Genomic DNA, 23,500 nt, shown 5'->3' on the forward strand with positions numbered 1-23,500 from the left:
TAAGGCGTGCTCCCTCCTCTTTCGGGCCAAATCGACTCAGCTGACGCCGTCTCGCTGTCTTTATCTGATCATCGATAGCCTCATTTTTGTTGCGGCCTCGCCTTTCAAGGCACCTTGCTCACGCTGACGGGTTCTCGCTTTCGTTGACGGAATCATCGGCGGTTCCGTTCTTAGCGTTTCGCTGCCTTTGCCTGGTCATCGGCGTCGCCGTTCTTTTTACCGGGGTTATCGGTACGGCCTTTGCCGTATTATTGAGGCTGTTTGTTGCTTTGCTTGTTGTTGAGGGGCTTTTTTGGACAGCTATTTTACTCTGCAATTGAATATTGAGGCTTCGGGCGAGTTTGTGGACCGCAAGAGCCGGTTTATTGCCCAGTTGATCCATATTGAGTCCGAGGACGAGGCGAATGCTTTTATCGAGATGGTTCGCAAGCGTCATTATGACGCTCGGCATAATGTGCCCGCGTGGATTTTGGTCGATGGACGCGAGCGCCAGAGCGATGATGGCGAGCCAAGCCGCACGAGCGGAATGCCGACGCTCGAGGTGTTGCGCGGTGCGGGACTTAAAAACGTATGCTGTGTTGTGACGCGTTATTTTGGCGGCACGTTGTTGGGGCCCGGTGGTCTGGTACGAGCCTATACGACGGCGACACAGGAGGCGGTGGCGGCTGCTCGGGAGGCCGGGCAAATCGTCGAGATGACAAGTGTCGTGCCGGTTGACGTGTATGTTGCCTATCCGCAGTATGAGCAGGTGCTTCGTTTGGCGCAGGATTCGGGTGCCAAGGTTTTGGATACCGATTACGCGGATGCCGTGACACTTCACTTGGCGTTTAAGGCGGGGGAGCAGGAGCTGTTTTGCGCCAAGATGCGCGAGCTTATGGCGGGGCGTGAGGAGATTGAGGTCGGCGCTCCCGAATTTGCTGAGTTCTAACGGCGACGGCTGGCGTGCTTTTGGATGAATCTCAAGCGCGCCGGCCGTCGTTTTCTGTTGCTATCGTTTACTCAGCGAGCTGCTTTAGCATATCGCAGGCGATTTCGACGGCATCGTCGATGCAGCCGGGACAGCTGCGGAGCGGACCCTTGTCCGATCCGACGCCCTTGAGCGTGCCGCAGACGGTCGTCGTGTTCTTCTCGCCAAAACGCTTGGCGATTTCGCGCGACAGCTTGTAGGTCTGGCCCTTGGTCTTGGGGTTTTCCATGCCGTCGCTCATTACAAAGCCCATGATGGCCACGGCGCCCGAGATGGCGCCGCAGGTTTCGGTCATGCCGCCCATGCCGGCGCCAAAGCCCTCGGTGAGGGTAAAGGCGACTTGGGGGTCAAGCCCGACGGCGGGTGCGAGCGTGCAGGCGACGGCCTGCGCGCAATTAAAGCCACGGGCGTGGTACTCGGCAGCCTGAGCCTGACAGGCGGTGATGTCGAGCTGGGCTGTATCGATTTGCTTCATCGTTGTCTCCTTGGTCACGGTGTACCCGCCTATGGTACCCGTGACGGGGCATGTAATCATCGAGAGCTTCATGTATGCCTCATGTATATCCATCGAATAAATGCCTAAGGCTGAGACGAATGCCCCTGATTTATTTGTCTCATAACCTATCGGCGGGATGGGTTGAGAGGGGTGCGGGGTAGCGGTATCGTGAACCGAATAAAATCAAAACCCAAGTAAGGGAGTTGGATATGAGCGAGCAGACCATCGGTACCACGTGTGTTCAGGGCGGTTATCGCCCGGGCGATGCAGAGCCGCGTCAGGTGCCTATCTACCAGTCAACCACGTGGAAGTACGACACGTCCGAGCACATGGGCAAGCTGTTTGACCTGGAGGAGTCGGGCTACTTCTACAGCCGTCTGCAGAATCCCACGTGTGATCTGGTTGCCGCCAAGATCTGCGAGATGGAGGGCGGCACTGCTGCGATGCTCACGAGCTCGGGCATGGCTGCGAACTTCCTCGCGATCTTTAACGTGGCCGGTGCCGGCGATCACGTGGTCGCGAGCTCTGCCATCTACGGCGGTACCTACAACCTGCTTGCCCATACCATGGGCCGCATGGGCGTTACCTGCACGTTCGTTGCTCCCGACTGCACCGATGAGGAGCTGGAAGCAGCCTTCCGGCCCAACACCAAGCTCGTCTTTGGCGAGACGATCGCCAACCCCGCCCTCGCCGTGCTCGATATTGAGCGCTTTGCCAAGGCCGCGCATGACCACGGCGTGCCGCTGATGGTCGACAACACCTTCCCGACGCCCGTGATGTGCCGTCCCTTTGAGTGGGGCGCCGATATCGTCACGCACTCCACGACCAAGTACATGGACGGTCACGCGGCCTACCTGGGCGGTGTGATTGTCGATCACGGTCAGTTTGACTGGATGGCCCATGCTGACAAGTTCCCGGGTCTCACCACGCCCGATGAGAGCTACCATGGCGTGACCTATGCCGAGAAGTTCGGTCGCGAGGGTGCCTTCATCACCAAGGCCACCGCGCAGCTCATGCGTGACCTTGGCCCCATGCAGAACCCGCAGGCGGCCTTCTTCCTGAACAGCTCGCTCGAGAGCCTGCATGTGCGCATGCCGCGTCATTGTGAGAACGGCCTGGCCGTTGCCAAGTTCCTGCAGAGCCATCCCAAGGTACGCTTTGTGAGCTATCCGGGCCTGGAGGGCGATAAGTACTATGACCTGGCTCAGAAGTACATGTCCAACGGTACTTGTGGCGTCGTGAGCTTTGGCTTTAACGGTGGTCGCGCGGCGGCCGAGACCTTTATGAAGAGCCTCAAGCTCGCCCAGATCGCCACGCATGTGGCCGACGCCCGCACTTGCTGCCTGCATCCCGCTAACGCCACGCATCGCCAGATGAACGATGAGGAGCTCATCGCCTGTGGCATCTCCGCCGACATGGTGCGCCTGTCGTGCGGCCTCGAGGACACGGCCGACCTGATTGCCGACCTTGAGCAGGCTCTCGAGCAGTGCTAGGCTAGCGTTCGCATAAGTCGCCGATGCCGACAGAGGGCTTCGGCGACCTTTACGTTCCGATTCCGTAGGCGGGACCCCAATCGCGGCTGTTTGCAGGCGATTGGGGCCCCGTTTTTGTGTTGGGCCACTCGAAAGGATGGATATGGAGAAAACCGCAGAGCAGCTGCGCCGCGAGCACATTGCCCTAGAGGGCGACACCCATGGCAAGAACAAATGGGCGATTCTGTTTACCGTGCTCATCATGACGTTTATGGCGTGTCTGGATTCGACCGTCGTGACCGTGGCACTGCCCGTGATGCAAAAGGAGCTGGGCGTGGGCCTCGACCGCATCCAGCTGGTGAGCTCGGTGTATCTGCTTGCGACATGCGTGGCTATGCTGCCGTTTGGCCGTCTGGGCGACGTGCGCGGCAAGGTGGGCGTATTCCAACTGGGCGTCATCGTCTTTACGGTCGGCTCGCTGCTGTGCGGCCTTTCGGCCTCGCTCGAGGTTCTTATCCTGGCACGTATTGTTCAGGGAGTCGGTTGCGCGGCGGCCATGGCTAACAACATGGGTATCATCACCGAGTCGTTTCCGGCGCGCGAGCGCGGTCGTGCCATGGGTATCCTCGCGACTTTCGTGGCCCTCGGCATGATGTGTGGCCCCGTGCTGGGCGGCATGCTGGTGGCAAGCTTTCCCTGGGAGAGCATCTTCCTCATCAACCTGCCCATTGGCGTCATCTCGTTTATCGTGGGGCTTTACACACTGCCGCATGTTAAGCCGGAGGCCGGTGAGCGCCCCATGTCGCTGGCGGAGGCCGCGCGTCGCTGCTTTGCGAGTTCGGCTTTTACGATTAACTTGGCATGCATGCTTATTGTGTTTATCGGCATCGGTGCATCTGAGTTTGTGCTGCCGTTCTATTTCCAGGATGCTCATGGCTTTAGCTCCGATATTTCCGGACTGCTCTTTTTGGCGCTGCCGATGGTAAATGCCTTTATCGGGCCGCTTTCGGGTACGGTTTCGGACCGTGTTGGCTGCGAGGGTCCCACGGCGGTCGGCCTGGGTGTGTACGTGTGCGGTCTCTTTGCGGTAAGTACGCTCGACGAGCACTCTTCCATCCCCGTGATCGTGTGCTGCGTCGCGTTTATGTCGTGCGGCACGTCGATTTTCCAGAGCCCCAATAACTCCCTGTACATGGGCTCGGCTCCGCGCGAAGCGCTCGGTTTTGCTGGCAGCTTGGGCAGTTTGGCGCGCTACGCCGGCATGGCACTCGGTATTACGGTGGCGTCGAATATCCTGTATGGGCAGATGAGTGTGGCGATGGGCGAGGCCGTGACCAGTTTCGTTGCAGGCCGTCCGGATGTGTTCTTATTCGGCTTTCGCTCGGTGTTCTACGTGCTCATGGCTGTGGCCGCTGTGGGCTTTGCGCTCGCCATGGTGCGTTTGGTGAAGATGCGCGCCCGCCATTAGCGTGTTGGGAGGCCGTCTGCCACGATTCGCGCCGTCCCAAAAAGACTGGTTTGTGGTGCGATGTGGCTTGTGGGACGGGCGGGGGTCGGTCCGTGGTAGACTATCGAACAACGTTTATTAATCGCGCGGTATCGTTGCCGCGAGAAGGGGTTGCGCCATGCAGGAGCTTGAGGATCGTATTCGCCATGACGGCATCGTAAAGGCCGGTAACGTCCTTAAGGTTGATGCCTTCCTCAACCACCAGTGCGACGTTGAGCTGTTCGATCACATGGGCGCTGAGTGGGCCCGTCTGTTCGAGGGCGTCGAGATCAACAAGATCCTGACGATCGAGGCTTCGGGCATTGGCATGGCCTGCATTGCAGCTCAGCATTTTGGCGGCGTGCCGGTGGTCTTTGCCAAGAAGGCCCAGTCCATTAACCTCGACGGCGAGCAGTATGCCACGACCATCTACTCCTTTACCAAGCAGAAGGAGTACCCGGTCATCGTGGGCAAGCGCTTCCTGTCCGAGGGCGATAAGGTCCTAATCATCGATGACTTCCTGGCCAACGGCTGCGCACTTGAGGGTCTTATCAAGATCTGTGAGGCCGCGGGTGCCGAGGTTGCTGGCATTGGCATTGCGGTGGAGAAAGGCTTCCAGGGTGGTGGCGATAAGCTCCGCGAACGCGGCTTCCGCGTTGAGAGCCTGGCTCGCATTGCCGATATGGACTGCGAGAACGGCGAGATCACCTTCGCCTAAGCGCGCAACACAAGCGATTGGTATGCGATGTGACAAAGGGACTGTCCCTTTGTCACATTTTTTTTGTATGAGGGGAGGTGTTGATATGGATGAGAACAAGATGGGATGGCGCGAGTATGCGCGCTATGCCGCGATGGCGGCCGAAGAGTTGGCGCGCGATTGCGAGGTGCAGGTGTTTCGCGCTACGGGCCCGGGTGGTCAGGGTGTGAACACAACGGATTCAGCGGTGCGCATGAAACATATCCCTTCGGGGATTACCGTGACGGCGCGCGAGAGCCGCAGTCAGTTCCAAAACCGTAGTAGCTGCCTGCGTAAGCTGCGCGCTGAGCTTGAGCGTCGCGGGCGTCCACCGCGCCGACGCGTAAAGACCAAGGTACCCCAGCGCTCTCGCCAACGCAGGCTTAATGACAAGCACTTCAAAGCCATTAAAAAGGCCAACCGTCGCAAGCCGGGCAGCGACGAGTAGCCGTTTGTCCCGCTGGCCTTGCTAGCGGGCGGGGTGCCAAACTTGGAGGGCGCTGCCGAGGACGTCAACCTCGATGTGCGAGGCGACAATGGGCTCGCCGTCGGCCTGGATGGGGTAATCGGGCTGCTCGAAGGTGAGCTCGGCATGGCGGCAGCGGCGCATACGAACCGGCGGCAACTTGGTGTGGTGGCCGTCCTTGGCCGAAAGAAACATAGGCAGGGCAACGGCGCGGGGGACGGGGCCGCAGGCGTAGCAGACATCGAGTATGCCGTCGCAGGGGTCGGCATCGGGGCAGATGCGATAGCCCGAGCCATAGGTGGGGCCCAGCTGAATCGCCATGATAATCGCCCGCACGCGCTCGGCGGGCGCGCCGTCAAAGCTGACTGTCATGGGGTAGTTGCGATAGCGCAGACCAAACTGCTCAAGCCCCGAGAGGGTGTAGAGCGGCGCGCCCGTCAAGCCGGTCTTTTTGCGCAGCTCGGTGGTGCCAAGGCCGATGGCGGCATCGATGCCGACCGAAAGCGTCTGGTCGTTGTACTCCACCGAAGCCTCGCCGCTTCCGCTTGCGGGATTCCATGAGCGAATGCGTCCGATATCCTGGTGCTGCAGCTCGCAGGTGAGCAGGGCGCCAAAATCTTTGCCGGAGAAATCGTCGATACCGAGGGTCTGGGCAAAATCATTGCCGGAGCCTACGGGCAGGACGGCAAGCGCCGGTCGAACCGTCTCTTCCTGCGTCATAAGCCCGTTGACGACCTCGTGAATCACGCCGTCGCCGCCAAGGGCGATAACGGTGCGATAGCCCTGAGCCTGTGCGGCCAGCTTCTTGGCGTGCCCGATGCGCTCGGTCAGCACCAGGTCAAACTGGGATGCGCGTGCAGTCATGTCCAAAAAGCGTTGCAGGCGCTCGGCAACTTCGCGCGCCGCACCCGACTGGGCGGCTGGGTTGGCGATGATGAGCGTGCGACCAAAATCAGTTGCGTGCATGGGGCGACTCCCGACGTATAACGTGACGGTGCGGTCGCGCTCGGGTCGAATTGCCCCCGATTGTGGCTGCACGGCGAATACTAACGTCTACTCTATCAGGTCGTTGTGGCGCTCGATAGCATCCGCTACCGTACCGCCCTCATCCACAATAAGCGAACGGCGCTTGGGTGAGATGATGCGCTGGGCGGGGTACACGCCGCGGTGTCCGCCGGTTAGGTAGCTGATAAAGGCCACGATGACAAAGAACCCGGCGGCCGTGCCGTGGAACAGGTCGATGGCCATCATGCAGGTGGTGATGGGCACGTTGAGGCCGGCGCAGAACACGCCGAGCATGCCGAGAGCCGCCAGAAAACTGGGGTCGAGCCCAGTAAGGCAACCGATCCAGCCACCGAGTGCCGCACCGATGCCAAACAGGGGCGTGACCTCGCCGCCTTGGAAGCCCGCGCCCAGGGTAAGCGCTGTGACGACCAACTTGATGACTGCGTCCGCCAGGGTGGTGTTGCCTGCAAATCCGGCGCCGGAAAGCCACGTGGAAAGGCCGGCGTAGTCCCAGGCGTCGAGGAGGGCATAGGCGGCCAAAACCACGAGTGCGCCTATAAGTGCGCGAATGAGGTAATTGGTGATAAAGCGACCGTACAGGTTCTTGACGGTTCGAACCGACCACGCAAAGAGGCGCGCGGTGAGACCAAAGATAATGGCGCTGATAACAACGATGGCAACCGTCCGCGGCGTCATGTCGGGGACGCTGGCGATGACATTCACTTCGTACTCGGTACCCAGGGCGAGTGATGTAAAGTAGCCGGTAAACGAGGCGACCAGACAGTAGATGCCCGCGGTGTAGTCGATCTTGCCGATAAAGCACATCTCCATGCCAAAGAAAGCTCCGGCAAGGGGCGAACCGAATACGGCTCCAAAGGCCGACGAGATGCCGGCGAGCATGAGGTCGTGGTGGTCATGCTTTTTGAGGTGGGCGAGGTTCGAGATGTTGCTGGCGATGGTGCCGCCAATCTGCACCGCGGCTCCCTCGCGACCGGCCGATCCGCCCGTTAGGTGCGTGAGCGTGGAACAGACGAAGGTGAGGACGGCCATGCGCATATGGATGAGGCGTGTGCCCAGAGCGGAGTCGATGACCAGGTTGTTGCCACGCTTGGCGGCGAGGCCGTGGTTTTTGTACACCCATGCGGTGGCAACGCCCACAACGGGGAGCAGCGCGTAAATCCACTCATGGTGCTCGCGATAGTCGGTCGCGATATTCAGCGAGGCCAAAAACGCCCAAGCGGCAACGCCCATGGCGAGCGAGACGATAACTACGAGCACGAGCAGCTTGGCGCTCGCGAGTAGGTTGCGGGCGTTGCGGCGCGTGTCGGCAGCCAAGAGATGCTCGGAGCGGGTGAGCTGTTGCCTGCCTGCCATGATGACGTCGTTAAGGGAGAAAAGGCCGCCGTCGTCGAGCGGCTGGGAATGGTCCTGCGCCTCGTTTGCGCTTTCGGGTTTGTCGGTAAAAGCCATACGTTCCTCTTTTTGGGTTGCAACACGAGCATTATAAAACGCGGTAAACGCGACGAGCCGGTGGGTTGGTTTCCATTCTGTTTCGCGGCTTGCAACCGACAGGTGTATTTGCGGGTACAGGCCGAGTCGCGGTCGTGCGTCGGGGGATTATACTGAGACAAGCATAAAGAATCGGCGCTCCCGTTGTGCGCCGTGGCATTAAGAGGTGCATATGGCTGAGAAACTCATTCCGTTGGAGGACGCACAGGCGATCGTCTTGTCGCACGTGAATCGCACCGAAGTTGTCGAGATTCCCGTGTGGCAGGCCGCCGGTCTTCCCTTGGCAGAGGACGCGGTGGCCGATATCGACATTTCGCCGTTTGCCAACAGCGCTATGGACGGATATGCCGTGCGCTCGGCGGACTTGGCGCAGGCATCTGGCGAGGTGCCGGTGACGCTCGACGTTGTCGGACACGAGGCCGCGGGCCATGTCTTTGAGGGCGTGGTCGGCGTGGGCGAGACGGTCCGCATCATGACGGGCGCGCCGGTACCCGAAGGTGCCGATGCCGTGGTGAAATACGAGATCGTCGAGGTGCTTGACGGCGACGGCAACGAGGGCTCGCACGTGAGCTTCTCGGCGCCTGCCAAGGTAGGGGAGAACGTTCGCTCTGCCGCCGAGGAGGCCCATGTCGGCGATGTTGTGATGCACGCCGGCGAGGTTGTGGCCCCGGCCGGCGCTGGCCTGCTGGCGAGCGCCGGGTATGCGAGCGTGAAGGTGCATGCTGCGCCGCGTGTGGGCATTATCTCGCTGGGCACGGAGCTGGTCGCGCCGGGTGAGCTGCCGGCGCGCGGGCAGATTCGCGACTCCAACTCGTCGGCGTTGATGGCCGAGGCACTCGATGCCGGCGCCGAGCCGGTGTTCTTTGGCATCGCTCCCGATGATGAGCAGGCAATCGCCGAGCTCGTGCATCGCGCCGTGCAGGAGTGCGATTTTGTCATTACGAGCGGCGGTGCCTCGGCGGGCGATTACGACTATGTGACGGCGCTCGTCCGGCGCGAGGGCGAGGTGCTCTTCGACCGCATCTCGATGCGTCCCGGCAAAGCCATCACGTTTGGCCTGCTTGGGGGCAAGCCGTATTTGGGGCTTTCGGGCAATCCCGCGGCGGCGTATGTGGGCTTTGAGATGCTCGCCCGCCGCGCGATCCGCAAGATGCGCGGCTTTGCCGAGGGTACGCGTCCCGTGCAGCAGGCGATATTGACGCACGGCGTAAAGAAGCGCCAGGACCGACGCTTCTTCGATCGCGCCACGGTTTTGCGTGACCCCGAGACCGGTGAGCTGTTGGTGACCGAGGCCAAGACGCAGAATTCGGCGCTGCTCGGCACGATGCAGCGGGCCAACTGTCTGCTGCGTATTGACGAAGGGCCGTGTGAGCTCAAGCCGGGCGACGTCGTGGGCGTCGTTCGTGTCGATCTGCCTGAGGATGCCGTGTTGTAGGAGGAATGCTATGGAGCTGAAGATATCGATCGTGACGTGTTCGGACACGCGCGATCTTGCCCAGGATGAGGCCGGAGCCGCACTCGAGGAACTTATCGAGGCGCAGGGCTGGACGGTCGCCTCACATGTGGTTGTGCGCGACGACGTCAGCGAGATCGGTGATGCCATTGTGGAAGCCGCCGATGAGTGCCACGCCAATGTCGTGCTCACCTGCGGCGGCACGGGGCTTTCGATGCGCGATGTGACGCCCGAGGCGACGCGTGCCGTCTGCGACCGCGATGTGCCGGGTATTGCAGAGGCGATCCGTGCGTACTCCATGACCAAGACGCACCGCGCTATGCTCTCGCGCGCTATTTGCATGCAACGAGGTCATACACTTGTCGTAAACTTTCCCGGTTCTACGAAGGCCGCCCGCGAAAGCTGGGAGGCCGTGAGCGATCAGCTGGAGCATGCGGCTCAGATGACAGCGGGCGGCGGACATACCAACTAAGCGGTTTACCTGCGGCGGGGCGACCTGAACGGCTGCTCCGCCTATTATTTGCGCCCAAGGGAACGGCATTCTGTAGGCATGCCTGAAACTATATTCTCAGACGAGAATAATTTCTCAGAATCATTATTCGCACCGAAGTATAATCTAATTACAGAATAAAGCCTGCGGCGAGGTGCCCGGGTGTACCGTTCGAAAGGGTTGAACATGTTCGATATGGTTTCTCGCCGCGGATTCGTCTCGCTCTCTGCTGTCGCCGCTGCCGGCCTTGGCCTTGCCGGCTGCTCCGGCAACAAGACGTCTGAGCCGACTGGCTCCGATGCCGGTTCTGCTAAGGCATCTTCCAAGAAAGCTGTCGAGCTTCAGGTCTTCGCTGCCAACTCTCTCGAGAAGGCCCTGCCCGAGGTTCAGGAGCTCTACACCGACCAGACCGGCACTACCTTTGCCGACACGCAGTTTAAGGCCTCCGGCGATCTCGTCGAGCAGATGCGTGCCGGCGCCACGGTCGATGTGCTCATTACCGCTTCCAAGGGCACCATGGATGATGCTGAGACCGCCGAGCTCGTCGACACCGACACCCGTGAGGATATGTTCGTCAACGACCTTGTGATCATTCGTGCTGAGGGCTCCGACACCAAGATCGAGGCCATCGCCGACGTCGCGAATCTGGACGGCAAGATCGCCATCGGCGACGCCAAGACCGTCCCCGCCGGCAAGTACGCCAACCAGGCCTTAGCTTCTGTGGGTCTCTACACCGGCACCGAGGGCGACGACGGCGAGTATGCACCCGAGCTTGCCGACAAGGTGGCCCTGGCCGACAAGGTCGGCACCGCTGCGTCTTACGTCTCTACGGGCGACTGCGTGGCCGGTTTTGTCTACAGCTCCGATATCTTCCGCTATGACGGCATCGAGGAGGCCTTCGTGTGCCCCGAGGATTCGCACAAGCCCATCGTGTACCCGGGCGCCGTTGCCGAGAGCTCCGAGAACGCCGATGAGGCCAAGGCGTTTATCGACTTCTGTCTGACCAACAAGAAGGCTCAGAAGATTTGGGCTAAGTACGGCTTTGAGCTTTCCGAGTAGTGCGGCTTGGCGCGATAATTCCATCGTTTTGTGTTTCACTTCGTCCTTGTATTCGCTTGGAGCTTTTCGTGCTTAATAGATTCCGCATGCTTGTCGCCTGTGCTTTGACCTTCGCGCTTTGCTGGGTGCCGGGATTTGCGTTTGCTGGGGACGCTGAGGACGGGGCCCAGGTTGCTGCGACCGCTCATGGGCTTTCCTATGGGATCGAGGGTTTTGAGCGGTTGGCCAAGGGGACCGCTCGTGCCATGGAGGGCCAGCCTGAGGGCTACCGGTTTCCCGTTGACGAGGACGTGGACCTTGTAGTGGTGCCTGCTGCCGATCGCGTTGTGGTGTGGATATCGCCCAAGGCGGTCGAGAAGTTTGGATTGGATTCGCAGGACAACGAGTGCGTATCGGGTCTCAAGGCCCTCGTCTACGAGCTCGACAGCGCAAACTCCATGGGAGGTGCGCAGCTAGGGGACGTTGATCTTCCTTGGTATGTCACGGCGGAAACAACTTTTGATGCCGGCGGTTATACCTATGGCTTTGACGAGCACGGTGCGGATGGGGACCGCTATGTGGTGATTGCATCGGCCTCGGGTGATGCCAAGGGCGGCGCGCGTTGGCTTGATAGCGCTCAAATGGTAGAGGCATCGTCTGTCGTGTTGCGGGATGAGCAGGGGCCCTTGACCTCTCTGGCTTCCTTTTTGGGCGACATCGACTATCGCCCGTTTTGGGTGTCCATTAAAACGAGCGGCCTTGCCCTGCTGATCTCCTTTGCGCTGGGCTTGTTTGCCGCGTGGAAGACTATGGGTACCTCGAGTCGCATCAAGGGCCTGCTCGATTCGGTTTTTACGATTCCTATGGTGCTGCCGCCCACGGTCTGCGGCTTTCTGCTCCTCATGCTGTTTGGCCGCTCGACCGGGGTGGGCCAGTGGCTGATCTCGCACGGCATCTCGATCGTCTTTACCTGGCCCGCGGCGGTTATTTCGGCCGTCGTTGTGTCGTTTCCGCTGGTCTACCGCACAGCGCTCGGAGCCTTCGAGAGCCTCGACACGCAGATGCTCGACGCCGCACGAACCCTGGGATGGTCCGAGCGTCGCATCTTTACCAAGCTTATGATGCCGCTTGGCTGGCCTTCGATTGCCGCCGGCGCGGTGCTTGCCTTCGCGCGTGCCATGGGCGAGTTTGGCTGCACCCTGTTCTTTGCGGGCAACTACGCCGGCATTACCCAGACCATCCCCATCGCCATCTACTTTGAGTGGATGGGCGGCAACACGTCGGTGGCCCTCTTTTGGGTCGCCGTCGTGATCGTGTTCAGTTTCCTGGTCATCCTGTTCATCAATATGTACACGGCGCATTCGCAAAAGTACCGCGGGCGCGGCCTGTCCCGCGCGGAGCGCAAGCAGGCCAAAGAGCTCGCCGGACAGGGCGATTCGCTTGACCCGGTGGGCGGTGATGCCTTGCGTATCGATCGCGAGGCGCTGGCCGAGCTTATGCGCGATGGCGCGGTCGCAAAGGGAGGTCGATAAGCCATGTCGCTCGTTCTGGATATCAAAAAGCGCTATCCGGGCTTTACCCTCGACATTCAGCTCGATGCCGGCGAGGAGCGTGTGGCGCTGCTGGGCGCCTCGGGTTGCGGCAAGAGCTGCACGTTGCGCTGCATTGCCGGCGTGGAGACACCCGACGAGGGCGAGATCGTCGTTAACGGCGTGACCTTTTTTGACTCGGCGGCGGGTGTCAACCTGTCGCCCCAGGAGCGAAAATGCGCCCTGCTGTTCCAGAACTATCAGCTGTTTCCCAACATGACGGTGGCCGATAACGTATGCGCCGGTGTTAAGGATGCGGGCGACGCCGCCGCGCGCAAAAAGCTCGCCGAGCGCTATCTGGGCATTTTCGGTCTGGCCGATTTTGCCGACCGCTACCCCGCGCGCCTCTCGGGCGGTCAGCAGCAACGCGTGGCGCTTGCGCGCATGGTGGCGGCGCATCCGGGCATTTTTATGTTCGACGAGCCCATGAGCGCGCTCGATTCCTATCTTAAGAGCGCGCTCGAACAGAACATGCTCGACCTGTTCGATGTGTGCAACCGTACCGTGCTCTACGTGAGCCACGACATCGACGAAGCGTGCCGTCTGTGCGAGCGCATTTGTGTGATGCACGACGGGCATATGGAGGAGATCGGCTCCGTCGAGGACGTGGTCCGCCGGCCGCAAACTTTGGCTGCGCTGCGCCTGACGGGCTGCAAGAATACGAGCCGCGCGCGCAAGATCGGCGACGAAGAAGTTGAGGCCCTCGACTGGGGCATGACCTTCAACGTGGGCCGTGAGGTTCCCGATAACGTGGCGTACCTGGGTATTCGTGCGAGCTACTTCCATGTGGACAACCGTGCTGAGCGGGGTCGCAACAGCTACGACCTGCATGTGGCCCGCGTGAGCGATTCACGTTTTGAGCGCCTGGTGCTGCTGGACGTGCCGCGCGCCGACGCGCCGACGCGCCTGCAGTGGAAGGTCAACAAAGTGCGCATGCCTGTTGACGAGCTGCCGCAAGCAGGCGAGACGCTGCGCATGCATTTTGATGCCAGCAGGATCCATTTGGTTTGTCGATAGCGCCGGGTAATGCCGTCGGGGAATATAAGCCTCGGCGGCTTTGTTTTTGCCGTTCGCCGAATGAGGAATGACAAACTCTTATCAATCAAGATAATTATTTATTAAACGACGGCACACGACGCTGTCGTACGAATGTCAACGGTGTTCGCATGGTCGATGACCGTTGGTATAGTTGACCTCAACTTGTAAAGGAGGGTGCGCACATGCCGCAGACGACATGCATTCGCCGCGTTGCCGCGCGTGCCCTATATATGGCTCGGAGCCGCATATGAGCAGGTATGTTCACGGCTCCGGGAGAGACGACGCACAACTAAATAATCGACCGCAAAGCAGGTTCCCTAAAATTCCGGGTTTGAGCACGGTCGGGCAATCGCCGTCCGTCGTGCATCGATACCGCTGTTATCCGTTTTTGGTTCGAGAGGGGAACCGTTATGGCTGAAGAATTTGATTTCCATCCGATGTGGGAGAGCCTCGGCATGAATCTTGCCGACCACGACATGCTGCTGGGCGCCGTGGGCCAGATGTACGGCGATATGTTCCTGACGCAGAACAATCGCCCCAAGTCCACGTCCTACCTGGATTTTGTCGCCACCAACATCCACAGCGGCCGTATTAAGGAGATGCTCGACAAGAAGGAGGCCGGCGAGGCCACCAAGATCGTGGGCAGCTTCTGCGTCTACGTGCCCGAGGAGATTGTGCTCGCCTGCGACGGTATCCCCGTGGGTCTGTGCTCGGGTGCCGATTGGGCGACCGACAAGGTCGAGGAGCACTTGCCGCGCAACACTTGTCCGCTCATCAAGAGCTTTGCCGGCTTTAAGCTGGGCGAGGTCTGCCCCTACATTGAGTCGAGTGACTTGGTGGTAGGCGAGAACACCTGCGACGGCAAGAAGAAAGCCTACGAGTTCTTTGCCACGCAAAAGAACATGTACGTCATGGATATTCCCAACGTACACGACGAGTCGACGCTTGTGACCTGGAAGGCCGAGGTCAAGAAGCTCGCCGCCAAGATCGAGGAAGAGTGCGGCGTCACGATTACGCCTGAGCGTCTGAAAGCCGCCATCCACGCCGTCAATGAGAAGCGCCGTGCCCTGCAGCGCCTCGCTGCCACGCGCGCTGCCGACCCAGCGCCCATCAGCGGTCTCGACAGCCTGCTGACCGTTCAGGCCGCCTTTATGGACGACACGCCGCGTCTGACCGGGGCCATCAACGATATGGCGGCTGAGTGCGAGCAGCGTGTCGAGGCCGGCGAGGGCGTGGCGCCCAAGGGGACCAAGCGCATCCTGTATACCGGCACGCCCATGGCCGTGCCCAACTGGAAGCTGTTCAACCTCATCGAGAAGGCCGGCGGCGTTGTGGTAGGCGAGGAGTCCTGCACGGGTTCGCGCTATTACAAGGACCTGGTCGACGAGTCCGGTGAGACGGTTGACGAGATGCTCGATGCCATCGCCGAGCGCTACTTTAAGATCAACTGCGCCGTCTTTACGCCCAACGACCAGCGCATGAAGGACATTGTCCAGATGGCCAAGGACCTGCACGCCGACGGCATCGTCGACGTGGCCCTGCAGTTCTGCACGCTCTACGAGATGGAGTCGTTTGCCGTGGAGAAGGCCGCCGAGGAGGCAGGCATTCCATTTATGCACATCACGACCGACTACGCCGGCGAGGATGCAGGCCAACTGCAAACCAGGATTGAGGCTTTCTTGGAAACCATTTAGGACTATTCGTTCCGGCGGCTTCCCCAGGCACCCGATCTTGCTGTTCAAACCGTCGCTTGCGTACCAAAGTACGCGACGCTCCTCTTTCACGGCAACCTCGGGCACCTGGGAAAGCCGTTTCCTTGGTTGGTTAAAAGGTTTGTTAAGGAGTTATATGTCGGAAAATATTGAGCAGCCGTTGCCGTCCACGTTTGAGGAGTTCAACGAGCAACGCAAGGCGGCGTTTATTCGCGTCAAGGATTATAAGCAGGCGGGTAATCGCCTGGTCGGCTATTTGTGCAGCTATACGCCGCTCGAGATTATCGATGCCGCGGGCGCTGCAAGTGTGGCCTTGTGCGGTACATCCGACGAGGTGATTCCCGAGGCCGAGAAGGTGCTGCCGGCAAATCTGTGTCCGCTCATCAAATCGACGTACGGCTTTGCCTACTCGCAAAAGTGCCCGTTTACGTACTTTAGCGACATGATCATCGGCGAGACCACCTGCGACGGCAAGAAGAAGATGTACGAACTGCTCAACGAGCTCAAGCGCACGCACATTCTGCATCTTCCGCAGGGTCGCGATCGCGCCTACGAGCGTAAAGGCTGGTACGAGGAGTGCCGCCTGCTCAAGGAGGAGCTCGAGGGCTTCTACGGCATCACGATTACCGACGATGACCTGCGCGCTGCCGTCCGTCGTCGCAACCGTCTGCGTGCGGCCCAGCTCGAGATGTTTGCGCTGCAGGCCAACCAGCCGGCTGCCATGAGCGGCGTTGACCTGATGAGCACCATGTTCGCCGGTACGTTCAGCTTTGATATCGAGGCCTATACGCAGCAGCTGGAGCAAAAGGTTGCCAAGCTGCGCGAGACCTACGACGCGGGCGAGCGCCCGGTTGCGGCGGATGCCAAGCGCATTCTGATCACTGGCTGCCCGGTGGGCGGCGTGATCAACAAGATCGGCCGTACTATCGAGTTCAACGGCGGTGTGGTCGTGTGCATGGACGACTGCTCGGGCGAGCGCACGGCGGCCATGATGATCGACCCGGAGGCTCCCGATATCCTGCGCGCCATCGCCGACCGCTACCTGGATATCAACTGCTCGGTCATGACGCCCAACGACGGTCGTATGGAAAACACGCTGGCCATGTGCGAGAAGTATCACGTCGATGGCGTAGTGGAGAGCGTGCTCCAGGCGTGCCATACCTTTAACGTGGAGAGCGCACGCATGCAGGAAGCTGTCGAGGGTGCGGGCATTCCGTACATGAAGATTGAGACCGACTACAGCAACGGCGACATGGGCCAGATCGAGACGCGCATCGCTGCCTTCATCGAAACCCTGTAGGTGACGGTATGTGACAAAGGGACTGTCCCTTTGTTACATGTGAGGGAGGATGCCAAGGCGCCTGAACGCGCCGCTACCTTTGATGTTTAGATTTGGAGAGAGCCATGATAGGGATCGGGATCGATATCGGGTCTACGGCGGCTAAGGCTGCTGTGGTCGATGGGGAGGGTTCGGTGGCGTGGACGTGCGTGCAGCCAACCGGGTTCTCCTCGGTCGATGCGGCCGAGCGCCTCCGCGGTGAGCTCGCTGCAGCCGGCTATGACGTGACGGGCGACGATGTTCGCGTGGTCGCGACTGGCTACGGCCGTGTCGCGGTGCCCTATGCCAACAAGGTAGTGACCGAGATCACCTGCCATGGTGCCGGTGCGGTCCGCCTGTTTGGCGAGCAGGGCACGGTGATCGACGTGGGCGGCCAGGATACCAAGGTCATCCAACTCAAGGGCGGCCGCGTGGTCAAGTTCGCCATGAACGACAAGTGCGCCGCCGGCACGGGGCGCTTTCTGGAGATCATGGCCGACCGCTTGGGTATTACCCAGCAGCAGATGGCAGACCTCGCCCGCACCGGCGAGCCTACCAAGATTTCCAGCATGTGCACCGTGTTTGCCGAAAGCGAGGTTATCAGCCTGATCGGACGCGGTGAGCCGCGCGAGAACATTGCGCGTGGCGTGATCGACAGCGTGGTCTCGCGCGTGGCGACCATGGCCGGGCAGGCCGCGGGCGCCCCGTACTACCTGACCGGTGGCCTGTGCGAGAACGCCTTCGTGGTGGAGCGGTTGGGCGAGCTACTGGGGTCGCCGGTGACCACCTCGCCCCAGGCTCGCTTTGCCGGAGCGATCGGCGCGGCTGTCCGCGCCGCCGCCTTGGCCTAGGGGTGTACCGCGACATGCGCATCCTCAATATCTCGGCACAAAAACCAGATAGCACTGGCAGCGGCACCTACCTTGCCGCGCTCGTACGCGAGCAGATCGAGACGGGGCATCGCGCCGCCGTGCTTTGCGGCGCGGCACCGGGTGATACCCAAGGCGAGCTGGACCGGCGTGCTGCCGTGTTTGCCGTACCGTTCGAGTCGCCCGAGCTGCCGTTTCCCATCTGTGGCATGTCCGATGTCATGCCCTATCCCTCCACACGCTATCGTGATCTGACGCCTTCGATGCTCAAGGCATTTGAGCGGGCATTTGCTGCTGCAATCGATCGGGCGGTGGCTGAGTTTCGGCCCGATCTGGTGCTCTGCCATCACCTGTATCTGGTGACCGCATTGGCGCGCGAGTGCGTCCGAGGCGTGCCGGTTGTTGCCGTGTGTCATTCGACCGACCTGCGCCAGCTGCGTTCGCATGCGCTCGAGCGCGATCGCATCGTAAGTGCGGTTCGTCGGCTCGATGCCGTCTTTGCGCTCCATGCTGAGCAGGCTGAGCAGATTGGCCTGGTGTGCGGCGTCGATGCCGATCGCATCCACGTGATTGGGACGGGCTACGACCATCGCGTCTTCTGCCGCGACGCAAGCGTGGCGAGGCAGCCGGGGTCGCTTGTGTACGTGGGTAAGATTTGCTTTAAAAAGGGCGTCGAGTCGCTGGTTCGAGCCGTGTCATTGCCGATTGACGATGGCGTCCGCCCATCTGGCTTGGTACTTGTGGGCGGCCGCGGGGACGATGCCGAGTACGCGCGTATCGAGCGCTTGACCGCGGCCTCGGATGTGCCGGTGACGCTGGCGGGGCGCCTGGATGGCGATGGTCTCGTGCGTGCCTACCGCAGTTCCGACGTCTTTGTGCTGCCTTCGTTTTACGAGGGTCTGCCGCTCGTGACGATCGAGGCCCTCGCGTGCGGCTGCAAAGTTGTGGCGACCGATTTGCCCGGCGTTCGTCCCTGGATGGAGGCGATGCTTCCCGGTGCTCCCGTGACGTGGGTGGCGTCGCCGCGTATGACGGATGTCGACACGCCCGTGGCGGCCGACCTTCCGTTGTTTGAGCGCGCACTGGCAGATGCTATCGCGCAGGCGCTTGCGGCGCCGCCTCCGACGTTCGAGCCGTCGGCGGCCTCTTGGGAAGCGTGCCTGGCGCGTATACTTAAAGTCGTTGATTTGTTGGAAGGGGGTTCGTATGGCTAAGGACACCATGAGGCTCACGTCTATGACTGCCGCGAGCGGTTGAGCCGCTAAGTTGGCTCCTGGAGCCCTCGCCCAGGTCCTGGGCGACTTGCCCAATGTGCATAACGACAACCTACTCGTGGGGTTCGATACCTCCGACGATGCGAGCGTCTTCCGCGTTGGCGAGAACTTGGGTCTCGTGCAGTCCATCGACTTCTTCCCGCCGATGGTCGACGACCCGTTTCTGTTCGGTCAGATTGCCGCGGCCAACTCGCTGTCGGACATCTACGCCATGGGCGGGCGGCCGAGCCATGCCATGAACCTGCTCTGCATACCCAGTTGCCTGGGTGTTGAGGTTGCCGGCAAGATTTTGGCAGGCGGTGCCGATAAGTGCGTCGAGGCCGGTTGCTCTATCGCGGGCGGCCATACCATCAACGACGACGAGCCCAAGTACGGCCTGTCCGTGAGCGGCTTTGTCTCGCTCGACCGCATGCTCGCCAACAGCGGCGCACGCGTGGGCGATGTTCTGCTGCTGACCAAGGCGATCGGCTCGGGCATCATCACCACGGCCATTAAGGGCGAGCTCATCGAGCAGGACGAGGCCGCAGCCATGTTTGACTCGATGCGTACCCTCAACGAGGCCCCGATTCGCCTGGCCGAGGGACTCGAGCTTCACGGCTGCACCGACATCACGGGCTTTGGCCTGATCGGGCATGCGTGCGAGATGGCCGAGGGCTCGGGCGTGCAGATTGAACTTACGTCGGGGGCGGTGCCGCTCTTTGACCAGGTGCTCGATATGGCGCGTCTGGGCATTATTCCTGCCGGTGCCTACCGCAACCAGGACTTCTTTGGCCCGCGCGTGGCTGCCGACGAGGACCTGGAGCCGGGCATGTTGGATGCGCTGTACGATCCGCAGACCTCGGGCGGTTTGCTCATCGCGGCGCCTGCTGCCGATGTGGATGGGCTTGCGCGTCGCCTGCATGCCGAGGGGCGCATCGCGGCCGTTGTCGGGCGCGTGTGCGAGGCGGAGCCGGGCGGTCCTGCCGTCCGCGTTGTTCGCTAGCCCGCACGTTTATGTAACTGTTTGCCGTTCTCTAGAACGGCTCTTTCGAAAGGAATTTGCTATGTCTACCAAGATTGAAGTCAATGCCATGGGCGATGCCTGCCCGCTGCCCGTTGTCAAGACGCTTAAGGCGCTCAAACAGCTTGACGGCGAGGGTGCCGTGGTGACCTCGGTCGATAACGAGACCGCCGTCAAGAACATCTCCAAGATGGCGCAGGAGAAGGGCTGCACGGCCTCGGTCGAGAAGGTTTCTGACGCTGAGTGGCACGTGACCGTGGCGACCTCTGGCGCCATTGCCGTGGCCGATCCCGAGCAGGATGGCGCTGCCTTCTGTGGTGCCAGCACCGGCAAGGGCGAGCTCGTCATTTCCGTCTACACCGACTGCATGGGCCGCGGCGACGACGAGCTGGGCCACAAGCTCATGAAGGCCTTCATCTTTGCCGTGACGCAGCAGGAGGAGCTGCCCGCGACCATGCTGTTCTACAACGGCGGAGCCAAGCTCACCGTCGAGGGCTCTCCGGTGCTCGACGACCTGAAGGGGCTGGCTGAGCAGGGCGTCGAAATCCTCACCTGTGGCACCTGCCTCGACCACTATGGCATTAAAGACCAGCTTGCGGTGGGCGAGGTCACCAACATGTACGTGATCGTGGAGAAGATGGAGCAGGCCGTGCGCGTCGTGCGCCCGTAGCGTATTGGTTGGAGTTGCCATGAGGGAGAAGCGCCCGGCGCTTGTCATCACGTTTCCCACCACGGCGGCCGCCATGGGCTGCGAGTCCCTGTGCATCGAGCGCGGCCTTCCCGGGCGAACGATTCCCGTGCCCGGGGAGGTCGCTGCCGGCTGTGGTCTGGCGTGGAAAGCGTTGCCTGCCGATGAGGAGCTGCTGCGCGGCGAACTCGCCGCGGCGGGCGTTCCCACCGAGGGCTATACCGTGATTGATATGTGGGAGGTCGTGCGATGATCTACCTGGATAACGCGGCGACGACCATGCACAAGCCGCAGACGGTCATCGATGCCGTGACGCAGGCGATGTGCTCGCTCGGCAATGCCGGGCGCGGCGCCACGTCGGGTGCCCTCGATGCCGCTCGTACGATTCACGGTTGCCGTGCCAAGCTCGCGCGCCTTTTAGGTTGCCCGAGGGCGGACCATGTGTGCTTTACGCCCAACTCTACGGCGGCGCTCAACACCGCCATCTGTGGCGTGGTGCGCCCCGGCGACCGCGTGGTCACGACGGTGCTCGAGCACAACTCCGTGCTACGTCCGCTCAATCGCTTGGCGGCAGAGCAGGGTGTGACGGTTGAGCATGCGGGTTGCGACGCGAACGGCGCGCTCGACTACGACGAGCTCGAGCGGCTAGTCACGCCCGGTACGCGTGCCGTGGTGGTGACGCACGCCTCAAATGTGACCGGCAACGCGGTCGACATTGCGCGCGTGGCGGCCATGGCCCATGCGGCCGGTGCGCTGGTGATCGTCGATGCCTCTCAGTCTGCCGGCACGGCGCGTATCGATATGCATGCCATGGGGCTCGACATTGTGTGCTTTACCGGCCACAAGGGGCTCATGGGACCCCAAGGCACCGGCGGCCTGGCCGTGGCGGAGGGCATTGACGTGTCTCCGTGGGCCATGGGCGGCACGGGCGTGCACAGCTTTGACCCACTGCAGCCACTTGAGTGGCCCACGCGTCTTGAGGCGGGCACGCTCAACGGCCACGGCATCGCGGGACTTTCTGCCGGTCTCGACTTTATCGAGGCGCAAGGCGGGGTCGAGGCGATTGCGGCGCATGAGCGCTCGCTTGCAGAGCGCTTCCTCGCCGGTGCTCGCGAAATCTCCGGCATTGCGCTCTACGGTGCGTTTGACCAGCCCGTGCGCTCGGCGATCGTCTCACTCAACGTGGGTGATATCGACTCGGCCGAGATCTCGGACGCGCTCATGCAAGGGTGGGGGATTGCGACGCGCCCCGGTGCCCATTGCGCTCCGCTCATGCACCGTGCGTTAGATACCGAGCGCCAGGGTGTCGTCCGCTTCTCGTTTGGGTATTTCAACACGACCGAAGAAGTCGACACGGCTATCGATGCTCTGCGCAATTTAGCCTGCTAAAGCTGCTGGACCGTTTATACTTGCGGGACGGGTATTTTGCCCGTCCCGTTTTTGTTTCGACCCGAAAGGTGTGCCTATGGCTTCATCCGCCCCGCGCGGTCTGCGTTCCGACCATGTCGTTACCGTCGGCATTGCGCTGTTCTCGATGCTCTTTGGCGCCGGTAACCTCATTATTCCGCCGCTGCTGGCGCTGCAGGCAGGTTCTGCCACGCCGGTTGCCATGATCGGCTTTTTGATTGCCGCTATCGGTCTGCCCGTTATGGGATTTATCGCCGTCGCGCTCGCTGGCACGGCCCGAGAGCTGGCCGGGCGTGTGCATCCTAAGTTTGGCGAATTCTTCGTTGCGGCGGTCTACCTGGCCATCGGTCCGTGCCTGGCCATTCCGCGCACAAGCTCTACGGCGTTCGAAATGCTGGTGCCGCTGCTACCCGAGGGCGTTTCGCTCGGCACGGCACGTCTGGTGTTTGCCATCGGGTTCTTCGTCGTCGCGTTTGCGCTCACGCTACGTCCAGGCGTCATCACGCGCGTGCTCGGCCGCATTACGGGCCCTGCGCTCATTGCGCTCATCGTGCTGGTCGTGGGTGCTGCCGTGATCTCGCCGCTGGGACCGGCTGCCGCGCCGCAGGCCCCTTACGATGCAGGCGCCGCTGTGCAGGGCTTTCTGACTGGCTATCAGACCATGGACCTGCTCGCGTCACTTGCCTTCGGCATCATCATCGCCGAGACCATCCACGAGCTGGGTGTTACCGATGACAAGCGCGTGGCCTTCGAGATCTCGCGTTCCGGTGTTATCGCCGGCGTGCTCATGGCCATCATCTACTGCGGCTTGGGCCTTGCCGGTATGCAGCTCGGCACCGTGATGCCCGACGCTACCAACGGCGCCGCCATCCTCGCCCGTTCGGCCTCCATGCATTTTGGGCTTGCCGGCACGGTCGTGGTCTTTGCGATCTTTTTCCTCGCCTGCATGAACGTGTGCATCGGCCTCATCAGCTGCTGCTCGCGTTACTTCTGCGAGACGTATGTGGTCGAAGGGGGAGCGGAGGCCTCTGAGGAGGCCATGCGCCGTCCCTTTGCGGTTCTCGCCTTTGTGTTCGCAGCGTTTTCGTGCGTGCTCTCCAACGTGGGCCTCGACGTGATCCTTATGTTCTCGGTGCCCATGCTCAACGCTTTGTACCCCGTTGCCATTGTGCTGGTGCTTATGGGCCTGGTGCACGGCTTTTGTGACGCTCATCCGCAGGTGTGGGTCTGGGTCGGCGGCGTAGTCGCTGTGCAGAGCGTGATCACCTCGGTCCGCGATGCGTTCTTTGCTGGAGCGTGGCTACCGTTTGATGTGCTGCCGCTGGCAGACATCGGTGCCGCGTGGGCGCCGGTCGCCGTAGTTGCCTTTGTGATCGGTCTGCTCCACAGCAAGTTTGTCGCACATTCGAGGAGCTAGGGTTTCTGCGCTTGCACGGGCGGGGAGTCTCCCCTATAATTTCCTTCGCTTTGGGACACGCAAGGTTTAG

The 23,500-nt window shown here is 61.3% G+C and carries 21 protein-coding genes and 1 pseudogene; 19 read left to right on the forward strand and 3 right to left on the reverse strand.

Translation table 11 applies throughout. The annotated features are described in order from the left end of the window. Window positions 1-292: 292 nt before the first annotated feature. Entirely contained in the window at window positions 293-928 is a 636-nt protein-coding gene (locus tag DWZ15_RS03920) for a YigZ family protein (protein WP_118449501.1), read from the forward strand. Between the two features lie 67 nt (window positions 929-995). Here DWZ15_RS03920 and DWZ15_RS03925 read toward each other — a convergent pair whose 3' ends face one another. After that, window positions 996-1,514: a C-GCAxxG-C-C family protein gene (locus DWZ15_RS03925; RefSeq protein WP_118449503.1), complete on the reverse strand. Its 519-nt coding sequence runs from the start codon at window positions 1,512-1,514 to the stop codon at window positions 996-998. Window positions 1,515-1,672: 158 nt separating this feature from the next. Here DWZ15_RS03925 and DWZ15_RS03930 point away from each other — a divergent pair, with 158 nt between their 5' ends. From DWZ15_RS03930 to DWZ15_RS03945, 4 genes and pseudogenes are all read left to right on the forward strand, one after another. Then, on the forward strand, window positions 1,673-2,956 hold the full coding sequence (locus DWZ15_RS03930; RefSeq protein WP_118449505.1) for an O-acetylhomoserine aminocarboxypropyltransferase/cysteine synthase family protein: 1,284 nt from the start codon (window positions 1,673-1,675) through the stop codon (window positions 2,954-2,956). A gap of 142 nt (window positions 2,957-3,098) precedes the next feature. Next, the gene (locus tag DWZ15_RS03935) at window positions 3,099-4,403 is read left to right on the forward strand and encodes an MFS transporter (protein ID WP_118449507.1); all 1,305 of its coding nucleotides are present in this window, start codon (window positions 3,099-3,101) and stop codon (window positions 4,401-4,403) included. 157 nt (window positions 4,404-4,560) lie between these two features. After that, window positions 4,561-5,139, forward strand: coding sequence for a xanthine phosphoribosyltransferase (locus tag DWZ15_RS03940; RefSeq protein ID WP_089571612.1), 579 nt, complete (start codon window positions 4,561-4,563; stop codon window positions 5,137-5,139). A 157-nt stretch (window positions 5,140-5,296) separates the two neighbouring features. Then, a pseudogene (locus DWZ15_RS03945) lies at window positions 5,297-5,605 on the forward strand (peptide chain release factor-like protein); the annotation flags it as partial. Between the two features lie 21 nt (window positions 5,606-5,626). Here DWZ15_RS03945 and DWZ15_RS03950 read toward each other — a convergent pair. Together DWZ15_RS03950 and DWZ15_RS03955 are read right to left on the reverse strand one after the other, a co-directional pair. Beyond that, entirely contained in the window at window positions 5,627-6,589 is a 963-nt protein-coding gene (locus tag DWZ15_RS03950; RefSeq protein ID WP_118449509.1) for a diacylglycerol kinase family protein, read from the reverse strand. 87 nt (window positions 6,590-6,676) lie between these two features. Next, window positions 6,677-8,098 (reverse strand): chloride channel protein, encoded by a 1,422-nt coding sequence (locus DWZ15_RS03955; protein WP_199580023.1) that lies wholly within the window; start codon window positions 8,096-8,098, stop codon window positions 6,677-6,679. Between the two features lie 211 nt (window positions 8,099-8,309). Here DWZ15_RS03955 and glp point away from each other — a divergent pair, with 211 nt between their 5' ends. From glp to brnQ, 14 genes are all read left to right on the forward strand, one after another. Continuing rightward, window positions 8,310-9,572: a gephyrin-like molybdotransferase Glp gene (gene glp, locus DWZ15_RS03960; RefSeq protein WP_118449511.1), complete on the forward strand. Its 1,263-nt coding sequence runs from the start codon at window positions 8,310-8,312 to the stop codon at window positions 9,570-9,572. A gap of 10 nt (window positions 9,573-9,582) precedes the next feature. Further along, the gene (locus DWZ15_RS03965; RefSeq protein ID WP_118449513.1) at window positions 9,583-10,062 is read left to right on the forward strand and encodes a molybdenum cofactor biosynthesis protein B; all 480 of its coding nucleotides are present in this window, start codon (window positions 9,583-9,585) and stop codon (window positions 10,060-10,062) included. Window positions 10,063-10,266: 204 nt separating this feature from the next. Continuing rightward, window positions 10,267-11,139, forward strand: coding sequence for a molybdate ABC transporter substrate-binding protein (gene modA, locus DWZ15_RS03970; protein ID WP_118449515.1), 873 nt, complete (start codon window positions 10,267-10,269; stop codon window positions 11,137-11,139). Window positions 11,140-11,207: 68 nt separating this feature from the next. Next, window positions 11,208-12,650 (forward strand): molybdate ABC transporter permease subunit, encoded by a 1,443-nt coding sequence (gene modB / locus DWZ15_RS03975; protein ID WP_233544630.1) that lies wholly within the window; start codon window positions 11,208-11,210, stop codon window positions 12,648-12,650. A gap of 3 nt (window positions 12,651-12,653) precedes the next feature. Continuing rightward, on the forward strand, window positions 12,654-13,724 hold the full coding sequence (locus DWZ15_RS03980; RefSeq protein WP_118449519.1) for a sulfate/molybdate ABC transporter ATP-binding protein: 1,071 nt from the start codon (window positions 12,654-12,656) through the stop codon (window positions 13,722-13,724). A 431-nt stretch (window positions 13,725-14,155) separates the two neighbouring features. Further along, window positions 14,156-15,439 carry a double-cubane-cluster-containing anaerobic reductase gene (locus tag DWZ15_RS03985; protein WP_117584066.1) on the forward strand — a complete coding sequence of 428 codons (1,284 nt, stop codon included), beginning with the start codon at window positions 14,156-14,158 and terminating at the stop codon, window positions 15,437-15,439. 154 nt (window positions 15,440-15,593) lie between these two features. After that, a complete protein-coding gene (locus DWZ15_RS03990) occupies window positions 15,594-16,757 on the forward strand; it encodes a double-cubane-cluster-containing anaerobic reductase (protein ID WP_118449521.1) in 1,164 nt (387 codons plus the stop codon). 104 nt (window positions 16,758-16,861) lie between these two features. Next, a complete protein-coding gene (locus DWZ15_RS03995) occupies window positions 16,862-17,626 on the forward strand; it encodes an acyl-CoA dehydratase activase (RefSeq protein ID WP_118449523.1) in 765 nt (254 codons plus the stop codon). A 14-nt stretch (window positions 17,627-17,640) separates the two neighbouring features. Next, complete coding sequence (locus DWZ15_RS04000) at window positions 17,641-18,858, forward strand: glycosyltransferase family 4 protein (RefSeq protein WP_147352311.1); 1,218 nt, start codon at window positions 17,641-17,643, stop codon at window positions 18,856-18,858. Then, on the forward strand, window positions 18,851-19,900 hold the full coding sequence (selD, locus tag DWZ15_RS04005; RefSeq protein ID WP_118449527.1) for a selenide, water dikinase SelD: 1,050 nt from the start codon (window positions 18,851-18,853) through the stop codon (window positions 19,898-19,900). The genes DWZ15_RS04000 and selD overlap by 8 nt, the downstream gene beginning before the upstream one ends. A gap of 61 nt (window positions 19,901-19,961) precedes the next feature. Next, entirely contained in the window at window positions 19,962-20,588 is a 627-nt protein-coding gene (yedF, locus tag DWZ15_RS04010) for a sulfurtransferase-like selenium metabolism protein YedF (protein ID WP_118387729.1), read from the forward strand. Window positions 20,589-20,607: 19 nt separating this feature from the next. Next, the gene (locus DWZ15_RS04015) at window positions 20,608-20,859 is read left to right on the forward strand and encodes a DUF3343 domain-containing protein (protein WP_022095212.1); all 252 of its coding nucleotides are present in this window, start codon (window positions 20,608-20,610) and stop codon (window positions 20,857-20,859) included. Further along, on the forward strand, window positions 20,856-21,995 hold the full coding sequence (locus DWZ15_RS04020; RefSeq protein WP_118449529.1) for an aminotransferase class V-fold PLP-dependent enzyme: 1,140 nt from the start codon (window positions 20,856-20,858) through the stop codon (window positions 21,993-21,995). The genes DWZ15_RS04015 and DWZ15_RS04020 overlap by 4 nt, the downstream gene beginning before the upstream one ends. Window positions 21,996-22,071: 76 nt before the next feature. Continuing rightward, the gene (gene brnQ / locus DWZ15_RS04025) at window positions 22,072-23,430 is read left to right on the forward strand and encodes a branched-chain amino acid transport system II carrier protein (RefSeq protein WP_118449531.1); all 1,359 of its coding nucleotides are present in this window, start codon (window positions 22,072-22,074) and stop codon (window positions 23,428-23,430) included. The last annotated feature ends 70 nt before the right edge of the window (window positions 23,431-23,500 follow it).

The organism is Collinsella sp. AF29-7AC (assembly GCF_003475665.1).
Lineage (GTDB): Bacteria > Actinomycetota > Coriobacteriia > Coriobacteriales > Coriobacteriaceae > Collinsella.

Bases quoted from the DNA above. Each gene is read 5' to 3' on its own strand.
- DWZ15_RS03925 (WP_118449503.1), bottom strand. From the start codon at position 1,514: ATGAAGCTCTCGATGATTACATGCCCCGTCACGGGTACCATAGGCGGG.
- DWZ15_RS03930 (WP_118449505.1), top strand. From the start codon at position 1,673: ATGAGCGAGCAGACCATCGGTACCACGTGTGTTCAGGGCGGTTATCGC.
- DWZ15_RS03935 (WP_118449507.1), top strand. From the start codon at position 3,099: ATGGAGAAAACCGCAGAGCAGCTGCGCCGCGAGCACATTGCCCTAGAG.
- DWZ15_RS03940 (WP_089571612.1), top strand. From the start codon at position 4,561: ATGCAGGAGCTTGAGGATCGTATTCGCCATGACGGCATCGTAAAGGCC.
- DWZ15_RS03950 (WP_118449509.1), bottom strand. From the start codon at position 6,589: ATGCACGCAACTGATTTTGGTCGCACGCTCATCATCGCCAACCCAGCC.
- DWZ15_RS03955 (WP_199580023.1), bottom strand. From the start codon at position 8,098: ATGGCTTTTACCGACAAACCCGAAAGCGCAAACGAGGCGCAGGACCAT.
- glp (WP_118449511.1), top strand. From the start codon at position 8,310: ATGGCTGAGAAACTCATTCCGTTGGAGGACGCACAGGCGATCGTCTTG.
- DWZ15_RS03965 (WP_118449513.1), top strand. From the start codon at position 9,583: ATGGAGCTGAAGATATCGATCGTGACGTGTTCGGACACGCGCGATCTT.
- modA (WP_118449515.1), top strand. From the start codon at position 10,267: ATGTTCGATATGGTTTCTCGCCGCGGATTCGTCTCGCTCTCTGCTGTC.
- DWZ15_RS03980 (WP_118449519.1), top strand. From the start codon at position 12,654: ATGTCGCTCGTTCTGGATATCAAAAAGCGCTATCCGGGCTTTACCCTC.
- DWZ15_RS03985 (WP_117584066.1), top strand. From the start codon at position 14,156: ATGGCTGAAGAATTTGATTTCCATCCGATGTGGGAGAGCCTCGGCATG.
- DWZ15_RS03990 (WP_118449521.1), top strand. From the start codon at position 15,594: ATGTCGGAAAATATTGAGCAGCCGTTGCCGTCCACGTTTGAGGAGTTC.
- DWZ15_RS03995 (WP_118449523.1), top strand. From the start codon at position 16,862: ATGATAGGGATCGGGATCGATATCGGGTCTACGGCGGCTAAGGCTGCT.
- DWZ15_RS04000 (WP_147352311.1), top strand. From the start codon at position 17,641: ATGCGCATCCTCAATATCTCGGCACAAAAACCAGATAGCACTGGCAGC.
- yedF (WP_118387729.1), top strand. From the start codon at position 19,962: ATGTCTACCAAGATTGAAGTCAATGCCATGGGCGATGCCTGCCCGCTG.
- DWZ15_RS04015 (WP_022095212.1), top strand. From the start codon at position 20,608: ATGAGGGAGAAGCGCCCGGCGCTTGTCATCACGTTTCCCACCACGGCG.
- DWZ15_RS04020 (WP_118449529.1), top strand. From the start codon at position 20,856: ATGATCTACCTGGATAACGCGGCGACGACCATGCACAAGCCGCAGACG.
- brnQ (WP_118449531.1), top strand. From the start codon at position 22,072: ATGGCTTCATCCGCCCCGCGCGGTCTGCGTTCCGACCATGTCGTTACC.